Annotated in this window: 7 protein-coding genes; 6 read left to right on the top strand and 1 reads right to left on the bottom strand. The window is 70.7% G+C overall.

All coding sequences use genetic code 11. The features are described from left to right. Both acnA and dxs read left to right on the top strand, forming a co-directional pair. On the top strand, positions 1-2,357 hold a 2,357-nt coding region (gene acnA / locus ACX80W_RS14305; RefSeq protein WP_459284391.1), incomplete at its 5' end, for an aconitate hydratase AcnA. Between the two features lie 177 nt (positions 2,358-2,534). After that, the gene (gene dxs / locus ACX80W_RS14300) at positions 2,535-4,523 is read left to right on the top strand and encodes a 1-deoxy-D-xylulose-5-phosphate synthase (RefSeq protein WP_459284389.1); all 1,989 of its coding nucleotides are present in this window, start codon (positions 2,535-2,537) and stop codon (positions 4,521-4,523) included. Between the two features lie 205 nt (positions 4,524-4,728). On the opposite strand, the gene ACX80W_RS14295 is transcribed toward dxs, so the two are convergent. Beyond that, the gene (locus tag ACX80W_RS14295; RefSeq protein ID WP_459284388.1) at positions 4,729-5,361 is read right to left on the bottom strand and encodes a vitamin K epoxide reductase family protein; all 633 of its coding nucleotides are present in this window, start codon (positions 5,359-5,361) and stop codon (positions 4,729-4,731) included. A 428-nt stretch (positions 5,362-5,789) separates the two neighbouring features. On the opposite strand from ACX80W_RS14295, the gene ACX80W_RS14290 reads away from it, so the two are divergent. The 4 genes from ACX80W_RS14290 (at position 5,790) to obgE (ending at position 11,897) form a co-directional block, all read left to right on the top strand. Beyond that, complete coding sequence (locus ACX80W_RS14290) at positions 5,790-9,143, top strand: Rne/Rng family ribonuclease (protein ID WP_459284386.1); 3,354 nt, start codon at positions 5,790-5,792, stop codon at positions 9,141-9,143. Positions 9,144-9,562: 419 nt separating this feature from the next. Beyond that, complete coding sequence (gene rplU / locus ACX80W_RS14285) at positions 9,563-9,871, top strand: 50S ribosomal protein L21 (RefSeq protein WP_133404930.1); 309 nt, start codon at positions 9,563-9,565, stop codon at positions 9,869-9,871. A gap of 57 nt (positions 9,872-9,928) precedes the next feature. Further along, a complete protein-coding gene (gene rpmA, locus ACX80W_RS14280) occupies positions 9,929-10,189 on the top strand; it encodes a 50S ribosomal protein L27 (RefSeq protein WP_026545518.1) in 261 nt (86 codons plus the stop codon). 121 nt (positions 10,190-10,310) lie between these two features. Next, on the top strand, positions 10,311-11,897 hold the full coding sequence (gene obgE / locus ACX80W_RS14275) for a GTPase ObgE (RefSeq protein WP_459284383.1): 1,587 nt from the start codon (positions 10,311-10,313) through the stop codon (positions 11,895-11,897). Positions 11,898-11,903: the final 6 nt, after the last annotated feature.

Genomic DNA, 11,903 nt, shown 5'->3' with positions numbered 1-11,903 from the left:
GGGAGCGCTACCAGTTCCTGCGCTGGGGCCAGACCGCGTTTGATGATTTCAAGGTGGTGCCCCCGGGGATGGGCATCGTGCACCAGGTGAACCTCGAGTACCTGGCCCGCATGGTGATGACCCGCGAGGTCGAAAGCGACGGGCAGATGGTTTTGCGGGCGTATCCGGATACCTGCGTGGGCACCGATTCGCACACCACCATGGTCAACGGGCTCGGGGTCCTGGGCTGGGGGGTCGGCGGGATCGAGGCCGAGGCGGCGATGCTGGGCCAGCCGGTGTCGATGCTGATCCCGCGGGTGGTCGGGTTCAGGCTCTCGGGGTCGATTCCGGCCGGGGCCACGGCCACCGATGTGGTGCTCACGATCACCGAGATGCTGCGCCGGCACGGGGTGGTGGGGAAGTTCGTGGAGTTCTACGGGGAGGGCGTGGCCGAGGTGCCGCTGGCGAACCGGGCCACGATCGGGAACATGTCCCCGGAGTTCGGCTCGACCGCGGCGATGTTCCCCATCGATGAGGTGACCCTGGAGTACCTGCGCCTGACCGGGCGCCCGGCCGAAAACGTGGCCCTGGTCGAGGCCTACGCCAAGGAACAGGGCCTGTGGCACGATCCGTCGAAGGAGATCCGCTTCTCCGAATACCTCGAGCTGGATCTGTCCACCGTGGTGCCCTCCATCGCCGGCCCCAAACGCCCCCAGGACCGCGTCGCCCTGACCGAAGCCAAGAGCCAGTTCCGCAAGGACCTGGCGAACTATGTGCATGCCGTCGACGACGACGCCCTCGACGAGGCCCTCGACGAGACCTTCCCCGCCTCGGACGTCCCGGCGATGACCGCTCCCCTGGTCGCCTCCGCCGCCTCCGCGGGCCGGGGGCGGCCGTCCCGGGCCGTGCCGGTGGCGATGACCGACGGGCGGGAGTTCGAGCTGGACCACGGCGCCGTGACGATCGCCTCGATCACCTCGTGCACCAACACCTCCAACCCCTCGGTCATGCTCGCCGCGGCGCTGCTGGCCCGCAACGCCGTCCGGAAGGGCCTGAGCTCGAAGCCGTGGGTCAAGACCTCCGTCGCCCCCGGCTCGAAGGTCGTCACCGACTACTACGACCGCTCCGGCCTCACCCCATACCTTGAGAAGCTCGGCTTCTTTCTCGTCGGCTACGGCTGCGCCACCTGCATCGGCAACTCGGGACCGCTGGAGGACGAGATCTCCGCGGCCATCTCGGCGCACGACCTCACGGTCGCCGCCGTCCTCTCCGGCAACCGGAACTTCGAGGGCCGCATCAACCCTGACGTGAAGATGAACTACCTGGCCTCCCCGCCGCTGGTCATCGCCTACGCCCTGGCCGGCACCATGGACTTCGACTTCGACCGCGACCCCCTGGGCCAGGATGAGGCTGGCAGCGACGTCTTCCTGCGCGACATCTGGCCCGGTCCCGCCGAGGTGCAGTCGGTGATCGACTCCTCGATCGATCAGGAGATGTTCACCTCGAGCTACGGCACCATTTTCGAAGGCGACGAGCGCTGGCAGTCCCTGCCCACGCCCGCCGGTGCGACCTTCGCCTGGGACCCCCGGTCGACCTACGTGCGCAAACCGCCGTACTTCGAGGGCATCACCGCCACCCCGGACCCCGTGCAGGACCTCGCCGGGGCCAGGGTGCTCGTGATGCTCGGCGATTCGGTCACCACCGACCACATCAGCCCGGCGGGATCCTTCAAGTCCGACACCCCGGCGGGCCGGTACCTGCTCGAGCACGGCGTGGAGCGCAGGGACTTCAACTCCTACGGCTCCCGCCGCGGCAACCACGAGGTGATGATCCGCGGCACCTTCGCCAACATCCGCCTGCGCAACCGGCTGCTCGACGGCGTCGAGGGCGGCTTCACCCGCGACTTCACGCAGACGGGCGGCCCCCAGACCTACATCTACGACGCGGCAAGGAACTACGCGGGGGCCGGCACGCCGCTGGTGGTCCTGGCCGGCAGGGAGTACGGCTCCGGCTCCTCCCGCGACTGGGCGGCCAAGGGCACCGCGCTGCTGGGCGTGAAGGCGGTTCTCGCCGAGAGCTACGAGCGGATCCACCGCTCCAACCTCATCGGCATGGGCGTGCTGCCCCTTCAGTACCGCCAGGGCGAGAACGCCGCAGCCCTGGGGCTGACCGGCACCGAAACGTTCACGGTGGAGGGCATCGCGGCGCTGAACGCCGGCGGCATCCCCGACACGGTCCGCGTCACCGCGGTCCCGGAGGAGGAGGGGGAGCCGGTGGGCTTCGACGCCGTCGTGCGCATCGACACACCCGGCGAAGCCGACTACTACCGCCACGGGGGCATCCTGCAATACGTCCTGAGGCAGCTCAGTGCGGGATGAGCCCCGGTTTTCCGGGGGTCAGGTGCGCCGGAACCCCGCCCGCCGCTCCGCCGCAGTGGAGGCCCGTGGCGTCCGGCGCCCGGAGATCGGGCACTGCCGGGAGGGCTGTGACGTTAGAGTTAACGGAAATTGCCCTGGCGGAATCTTCGCCGCAGCACACGACCTGAGGAGGCGCCGGTGGGACTTCTTAAGACAATTCGCAGCCCGCAGGACCTGAGCCGGCTTACCGAATCCCAGCTCGACGCCCTCGCCCGGGAGATCCGTTCCTTCCTCGTCACCAACGTCTCCCGCACCGGCGGCCACCTCGGCCCCAACCTTGGAGTCGTCGAGTTGACCCTGGGCATCCACCGCGTGTTCGACTCGCCCCGCGACAGCATCATCTTCGACACCGGGCACCAGTCCTACGTCCACAAGCTCGTCACCGGCCGCCAGAACTTCGACTCCCTGCGCCAGCAGGGCGGCCTCTCCGGGTACCCCTCCCGCGCCGAGTCCATCCATGACATCGTCGAAAGCTCCCACGCGTCGTCGTCGCTGTCCTGGGCCGACGGCATCTCCCGCGCCCGCGTGCTCAACGGAGAGGGCGACCGGTTCACCGTGGTCCTCGTCGGCGACGGCGCCCTCACGGGCGGGATGGCCTGGGAGGCGCTCAACAACATCGCCGCGGACAAGCGCCGCCGCGTGGTGATCGTCGTCAACGACAATGGACGCTCCTACGCCCCGACGATCGGCGGGGTCGCCGACTACCTCGCCTCCCTGCGCCCGGCGCTCGACTCGGTCCGCACCCACAAGGTGTACGAGCGGACCCTCGAGTGGTTCACGGGCCGGCTCCAGGCCGGCGGGCCCGCCGGCCGCTTCGCCTACAAAAGCCTCCACGCCACCAAGAAGGGCGTGAAGGACTGGTGGGCGCCGCAGGGGCTCTTCGAGGACCTCGGCATGAAGTACGTGGGCCCGGTCGACGGCCACGACCTCGGCGCCGTGGAGCAGGCCCTCCACCTGGCCCGCAACTACGAGGGCCCGGTGATCGTCCACGCCATCACCGAGAAGGGGCACGGCTACGCCCCGGCACGCGCCCACGAGGACGACCAGTTCCACGCGGTGGGCATCATCGACCCGGGTACGGGGGAGCCGGTCGAGTCCGGCGCCTCGCAGTCCTGGACCTCGGTCTTCGCCAACGAGATCGCCGACATCGCCGACGAGCGCCCCGACATCGTCGGCGTCACCGGCGCCATGCTCATCCCGGTCGGGCTGCACCGCTTCGCCGCCCGCCATCCGGACCGCGTGTTCGACGTCGGCATCGCCGAACAGCACGCGCTCACCAGCGCCGCGGGCATGGCCTACGGCGGGCTGCACCCCGTCGTCGCCCTCTATGCCACCTTCCTGAACCGGGCCTTCGACCAGCTCCTCATGGACGTCGCGCTGCACAAGGCCGGCGTGACCATCGTGCTGGACCGCTCCGGGGTGACCGGGCCCGACGGCGCCAGCCACCACGGCATGTGGGACCTGTCGATGCTGCAGACAGTGCCCGGGCTGCACCTCGCCGCCCCGCGCGATGCCGACCGGCTGCGCGAGGAACTGCGCGAGGCCGTCGCCATCCCCGACGCCCCCAGCGTGGTGCGCTACTCCAAGGGCTCGGTGGGCCCGGAGGTCAAGGCCATCGAACGCCTCGATGACGGCGTCGACGTGCTCGCCCGGCGCCCCGCCGGGTCCAAGAACAACGACGTGCTCATCGTGAGCGTCGGCGCCATGAGCGAACTCGCCCTCGACGTCTCGAACCGCCTGGGGGCCCAGGGCATCAGCTCCACGGTCATCGACCCCCGCTGGGTGCTGCCCGTGTGCCGGTCGGTCATCGACCTCGCCGCCGAGCACCGGATCGTGATCGTGATCGAGGACGGCGTGCGCGCCGGCGGCGTCGGGTCGAGGATCCGGCAGGAGATGCGGGCCGCCGGGGTCGACACCGCCCTGAACGAGGTCGGGCTCCCGGTGGAGTTCCTCGACCACGGGTCCCGGGCCGAAGTGCTCGAGCGCGTGGGCCTCACCGCCCAGAAGGTCGCCCACGACGTCGTGGCGCAGGTCCTGGGGACGAAGGTTCCCGTGGCCCGGCCCCTGGCCGGCCGGGACGCCCCCGCCGACGAGGATGCCTCGACCGGCCCGTTCCCGACCCTCTAGCACCCGGCCTGCGGGCCCGGAAGCGTTCGTGCGCCCCGGGGCGGGCGTTCGTGCCATGGCCGGGCAGCTCAGCGCGGGCATCGAGGGTGCGGAACCGACGGCGCCGCGCCGGGTATTCCGGCTGGTTCCGCGTCGTGGATGCAGGGGGAGGGGCTTCCCCGCCGGTTCCGCCCGTCGAGAACGCGGGGCAGGCCGAAGGGGCGCTTCAGCCCACCATCGCCCCGGCGAAGCGCAGGAACACCGACGCGGCGCCCGCCACGACCAGCAGCGCCACCAGGACCCACGACCATTCGCCCAACAGGCGCGCGCTGCGTGGGGACACCGCCAGCACTCCGGAGGCGGCATTGCGTGCCGTGAGCTGCACGGTCAGGACGATCATCACGACCCAGACCACCATGCAGTAGATGCACAGGATCGAGATCACGAACAGCGCCTGGAACCAGAGCCAGAGCGTGAACGCGGCGCCGAGCACCGTTCCTGCCTGGAGCCCGAGCCAGTACCAGCGCCGCAGCCGGGCGCCGGCGAGCAGCGCCATCCCGGTGGTGACGACGACCGCGAAGGCCACGAGGCCGATCAGCGGGTTGGGGAAGCCGAACACCGCGGCCTGCTCGGTCCGGAATACCTCGCCGCAGGAGATCCACGGATTGAGGTCGCAGCTCGTGACGTAGTCCGGGTTCGCGTAGAGCGCAAGCCGTTCGAGGACCAGCTGGCCGGAGGCCAGCCAGCCGATACTGCCGGCGGCGACCAGGAGCGCCGCGAACCGCCGTTCCGACGGGCGGGGTCCGCCGTCCGGGCCGGAATTCGTGCCGGAGGGTGCAGCGTGCGCGGGGTGGGCCATGGGGGAGTCGTCGTCCTCGGGTGGGAGTCCGGCGCCGGCATCCCGTGCGCCGATGGTTCCGCCACTCTAACCGCCGGAACGGCTGATTCGCATGCCGATGTGAGACAATTGCGGTGGCTGGTTCGGGAACCACATTCCCGTTCCGGTCCAGCGACAGGCTTCCGCTCTGCGGGCGACGCTTCCGGTACACCGAACCCACCAATCCCGGTGGGGGTTCCGGAATCCGCCTCGCAGGCCACCGTGGTTACGACGGATGAGGAAAAGCGCCGCTGGTCTTTGAGTGATCCCGCACCCTCCAGCCGGTGCGACCTCAAACGACACAATGACGACTTCCGGTCGCCGCTAGGGCGTAGGGTCCGCGGACGGCCGACATACTGCCCTGGAGGGCGCTGGAATGTGGCCGGTGCCGCAGGGGCTGGAGCCTATACATGATGGATCAGTCAGAACAGCAGATCAACGAGCAGGGCGCAGCAGGGGCGGGCGACGCGCAGACCGCGGCCCCGGCGAAGAAGGCCCCCCGGGCCCGCAGGGCGGCAAGCTCGCCCGCCGGAGCACCGACCAAGGTCCCCGCCACTGTGCCGGCGACCGAGAGCGCCGAACCAACCGCCGCCACCACCGCGACCACCGCCCCGACCGCCCAGGCGGCGTCGTCCTCCGGGGAGCCGGCCGAACCGTCCGAGCCTGCCGCCGAGGCGCCCCGCCGCCGCGCCACCCGTGCCCGCAAGGTCCCGGCCGCCGCGGAGGTACCGGTCGAGGCGCCGCTGGACTCCACGGACATCCCGGAGGTTGCCGGCCAGCCGGCCCCGGGCGCCGACGCGGCCGATTCGCCCGCCGCTGAGCCGGCACCGAAGGCCAGGGCGACCCGGACGCGCCGCCGGGCGGCCACCGCCGAGGCAGGACCGGCCGCCGCCGGTGCGGCACCCGAAGCCTCCGCCGCCGTTGAAGCCCCCGCCGCCGTCGAGGACACCACCGACGACCCCGCCGGACCCGCCGCCGTCGACGCGGCCGAGGACGCCGTCGAGAAGCCGGTGCGGGCCCGCCGGACATCCCGCACCCGCCGGACGAAGAGCGAGGCCGCCGTGGAGACTGACGCCGCGGAAGCGGCACCCGCCGGGCAGGCCGGCGACGCCGTTGCCGCGGCCGTGCCCGCCGCGGATGGGCAGCGCGAGGTGGCGCAGGAGACCGCCGGGCAGGCCTCCGGTAGCGAACCGGCCGCCGCCGCTCCCTCCTACGTCGACCCCTTCGCCATTCCGGACTCCCCGCTGTCCCTGCTGTTCCACGCCCCCGACCTGAGCGCCGCCGTCCAGGCCGTGAAGGTCGCCGAGCCGCCGCAGGATGAGGACGAGGACGACGATGCCGACGACGCCTCACCGCGCCGGCGCCGCAGCCGCCGCCGCGGCAGGAACCGCAGCGACAACGGCAGCGATGACGCCGCGGACGAGGGTGCCGACGCCGCGGAGGGATCCGGCAACGGACCGTCCACCGAGGGCGGGGACGCCGTCACCTCCCGCCGGCGGCGCCGCGGAGACCAGGACCTTGAGCTGACCGGCGGGGAGGACGACGATCCGCCGAACACGGTGACCCGCGTCCGCGCACCGCGCCAGAGCAACGAGGTCCCCTCGGACCGGGTGACCAGCGTCAGGGGTTCCACCCGCCTCGAGGCGAAGAAGCAGCGCCGCCGCGAATCGCGCGACTCGGGCCGCCGACGCCAGGTCATCACCGAGGCCGAGTTCCTCGCCCGCCGCGAGTCGGTGGACCGCCAGATGGTGGTGCGCCAGCGCGACGACAGGATCCAGATCGGTGTCCTCGAGGACGGCATCCTCGCCGAGCACTTCGTCTCCAAGACGCAGCAGGACTCGCTGATCGGCAACGTGTACCTGGGCAAGGTCCAGAACGTGCTGCCGAGCATGGAGGCGGCCTTCGTCGACATCGGACGCGGCCGCAACGCCGTGCTCTACGCCGGCGAGGTCAACTGGGACGCCGCGGGCCTCGACGGGCAGCCGCGCCGCATCGAACTGGCGCTGAAGTCCGGCGACCCGGTGCTGGTGCAGGTCACCAAGGACCCCGTGGGCCACAAGGGCGCCCGCCTGACCAGCCAGATCTCCCTGCCGGGCCGCTACCTCGTGTACGTGCCGGGCGGCTCGATGACCGGCATCTCACGGAAGCTGCCCGACGTGGAGCGCAACCGGCTCAAGCGCATCCTCAAGGACCGCCTGCCCGAGAACGCCGGAGTCATCGTGCGCACCGCCGCCGAGGGCGCCAGCGAAGAGGAACTGACCCACGACATCAACCGGCTGCGCGCCCAGTGGGAGGAGATCGAACGCAAGTCCTCCTCGACCAAGACGCTCGCCCCCGAGCTGCTCTACGGCGAGCCGGACCTCACCATCAAGGTGGTCCGCGACGTCTTCAACGAGGACTTCTCCAAGCTCCTCGTCTCCGGCGAGGAGGCCTGGGACACTATCGAGGCCTACGTCATGTACGTGGCGCCGGACCTCGTGGGCCGGCTGGAGAAGTGGACCTCGGAGGAGGACATCTTCACCGCCAGCCGCATCGACGAGCAGATCCAGAAGGCCCTGGACCGGAAGGTCTACCTTCCCTCGGGTGGCTCCCTGGTGATCGACCGCACCGAGGCGATGACCGTCGTCGACGTCAACACCGGCAAGTTCACCGGCAGCGGCGGCAACCTGGAGGAGACGGTCACCAAGAACAACCTCGAAGCGGCCGAGGAGGTCGTCCGCCAGCTGCGGCTGCGCGACATCGGCGGCATCATCGTCATCGACTTCATCGACATGGTGCTCGAGGCCAACCGCGACCTCGTGCTGCGCCGGCTCGTCGAATGCCTCGGACGCGACCGCACCAAGCACCAGGTCGCCGAGGTCACCTCCCTCGGGCTGGTCCAGATGACGCGCAAGCGCATGGGCACCGGGCTGCTCGAGGTCTTCGGCGAGGTCTGCGAGCACTGCGCCGGCCGCGGCGTGGTAACCCACGAGGAGCCGGTCGAACACCGCCGCCATGCCGTCTCGACCGAGAACCACCAGCAGCACCTCCGCCAGGAGAAGATGTCCCGCAGTGAGCGCAAGCGGAGGCGCACTCCCGAGCCGGTCGAGGAGCAGCAGGCGGCCCCCGAGCCCCGGGCGGAAAACCCGGAGCGCGCCGCCAAGGCGGAGGCGGCACGTGCCGCCCTGGCGAGCATCGCCGCGGCAACCCACCACGCCGGCCACGGCGACGACGCACCGGCTCCCACGCCGGAGAAGTCCCCCGCGCCCGAGAAGTCCCCAGCCCCGGAGAAGCGCACTGACGAGGTGGCCGGGGCGGTCCTGACCATCAACGGTGAGACCGTCACCCTGCCCCGCGCCGAGGCGTCCGCCGCGGCAGACGCGCCCGAGGCGCCGCGGCTGACGCTGGACAGCCTCACCGAGGCGTTCAACAGGAAGCCGGCCGGGGATACGCCGCCGGACCGCGAAGCAGAGGCACCGGCCGGGGGAACGCCGGCGCGCGGTGCGGCACCGGAGCCGGCCGCCGCTGCGGAGGGTGCCCGGGCGGCAGCGGACGCCACGGCCGCCCGCCAGCCCCGCCGGCGCCCGCGCCGCCGGGCCGCCAGTGCCCAGGGGTCGGCGTCGGACGCCTCAATTGAGACGGTGACGGCCGACTCCGGCGCCGGCGGAGCCCAGCCGGGCACGCAGCAGCATGTGGCCCGGGCCGGGAAGCCCGTGCGGCGCGAGGAGTCCGGGGGAGACGAGCCGATGATCCTCGGCGTCGGCGTGCCCGCCTCGGACCTGTAGCAGGCACAGCCGTATCCGCAGTACGCCAAGGAGCCGGGCCCCGCAGGAAGGGGTCCGGCTCCTTCGCTGTCCGGGCGGCTGCCAGGGCGCCTGTCCGGCGGTTCATGGCCGGCCGGGCCCCCCAAGGCATCGAGGACGCAGCAATTATGGGCGGGACACCCCTTCGGCCGTTCTTGCCGCACTGTCGATGGGACGCACCGGGCGCGGGGACGCACCGGGGCGGGCCCCTAATTTGCGGGAAGCCGCCCCACTGACGTAACCTTGATCTTCGGTGCGTTCGCCTTCTAACCGGTGTATCCGGGGCGTAGACGCACAGCGCAGATATGGCTCATTGAAGTGTCCTTCCCGGATGCCAGCCGCAGTGCGCAACGAGTTTTTCACATCAGAAGTCAAGATTGTCGAGAGAAGTGAGTTCCCAAGTGGTGTACGCGATTGTCCGCGCAGGCGGCCGCCAAGAAAAGGTTTCCGTCGGAGACCTCGTTACCCTTGACCGCGTCACCGGTCAGGCAGGAAGCACCTTTGCGCTGCCTGCCCTCCTTCTGGTAGACGGCGACAAGGTCACCTCAGCAGCGAAGGACCTGGCAAAGGTCACCGTCACTGCCGAGATCGTTGAGAATCTTCGCGGCCCGAAGATTGTCATCCAGAAGTTCAAGAACAAGACCGGCTACAAGAAGCGTCAGGGTCACCGTTCAGAGCTGACCCGCGTCAAAATCACAGGCATCAAGTAACCCTCTGCGGTTGCTCGGTCGGTCAAACAGTATCTTCAGCGAAGGCAGGCATAACTCATGGCACATAAGAAGGGCGCGAGCTCCACTCGCAACGGTCGCGACTCGAACGCACAGTACCTCGGCGTGAAGCGCTTCGGCGGCCAGGTCGTCAAGGCCGGCGAAATCATCGTCCGCCAGCGCGGCACCCACTTCCACCCCGGTGCCAACGTTGGCCGCGGCGGGGACGACACCCTGTTCGCCCTCGAGGCAGGTGCCGTCGAGTTCGGTACGCGCCGCGGGCGCCGCGTCGTGAACATCGTTGGAGCAGCCGCGGAGTAATCTGCCGCTTCCAACGCACGATGCTCCAAGCATTGAGGTGGGGTGGGCCGACACGGCTCGCCCCGCCTTCTTTTAAGCCGGTTCGAACCGGCACAGTGAAGCATTCCAGAAGGAGATCAACGTGGCCAGCTTCGTTGACCGAGTAGTCCTGCACGTTTCCGGCGGCACAGGCGGCCATGGCTGCGTGTCCGTCAAGCGCGAGAAGTTCAAGCCCCTGGGCGGGCCCGACGGCGGCAACGGCGGCGACGGCGGCGACGTGATCCTGCGCGTCGACCCCCAGACCACCACCCTGCTCGACTACCACCACGCCCCGCACCGGCACGCCACCAACGGCGGCAACGGGATGGGCGACTGGCGCGGCGGCAAGAACGGCGAGACGCTTATCCTTCCGGTCCCGGACGGCACCGTCGTCAAGGCCAAGGACGGCACCGTCCTGGCCGACCTCGTCGGTGAGGGCGCCGAGTTCGTCGCGGCCGCCGGCGGCCAGGGCGGCCTGGGCAACTCCTCGCTGTCCTCCCAGAAGCGCAAGGCACCCGGGTTCGCCCTGCTGGGCATCCCCGGCGACGAGCGCGACGTCGTCCTCGAGCTGAAGTCGATCGCCGACATCGCCCTGGTCGGCTTCCCGTCGGCCGGCAAGTCGAGCCTGATCGCCGCGATGTCGGCGGCGCGCCCGAAGATCGCCGACTACCCCTTCACCACCCTGGTGCCGAACCTCGGCGTCGTGGAGGCCGGGAACACCCGCTTCACCATCGCCGACGTGCCGGGCCTGATCGAGGGCGCCAGCGAAGGCAAGGGCCTCGGGCACCACTTCCTGCGCCACGTCGAGCGCTGCGCAGCCCTGGTCCACGTGCTGGACACCGCGGCGCTGGAGACCGACCGGGATCCGCTGGGCGACCTCGCCGTGATCGAACGCGAACTCGACAAGTACGCCGTCGACATGAGCTTCGCCGGCTCCGACGGTGAGGTCGTGCCCCTGAACGAACGCCCGCGCCTCGTGGTGCTGAACAAGGTCGACGTGCCCGACGGCCGCGACATGGCCGCGATCGTGCGCCCCGAGCTGGAGTCGCGCGGCTACCGCGTATTCGAGGTCTCCGCCTCAAGCCACGAGGGGCTGCGCCAGCTCGGCTTCGCCATGGCCGAGATCGTCCAGGGCGCCCGCGACGCCGTGAAGGCCGCCCCGCCGAAGGTCGCACCCCCCGTGCTGCGCCCGCGCGCCGTGAACTCCGCGGGCTTCCGCATCCGCAATGAGGAGAAGGACGCCCTGCCGCTGTTCCGGGTCCTCGGGGAGAAGCCCGAGCGCTGGGTCAAGCAGACCGACTTCACCAACGACGAGGCCGTCGGCTACCTCGCCGACCGGCTCGCGAAGCTCGGCGTCGAGGAGCAGCTGTTCAAGTCCGGCGCCAAGCCGGGGGACACCGTCGTCATCGGCGAGGGCGACGGCGTCGTCTTCGACTGGGAGCCGACCATGATGGGCGGCGCGGAGCTGCTCGCGGGCCCCCGCGGCACCGACCTGCGCCTGGCCGAGTACGTCCGTCCGACGCGCGAGCAGAAGCGCGAGGAGTACCAGGAACGCAAGGACGCCAAGGCCGCCGCGCGCGCCGAGCTCGAGGCCGACCGCAAGGCCGGCATCTGGACCGAGTCCGTGAACAACAAGGCCCGGCGGGCCAAGGCCGCCGGGCCCACGGACACCGTAGACGACCAGGCGTAGGGAACC

It is taken from the genome of Arthrobacter melezitosi (genome assembly GCF_054511055.1).
This window is presented reverse-complemented; position numbering and strand designations above follow the sequence as displayed.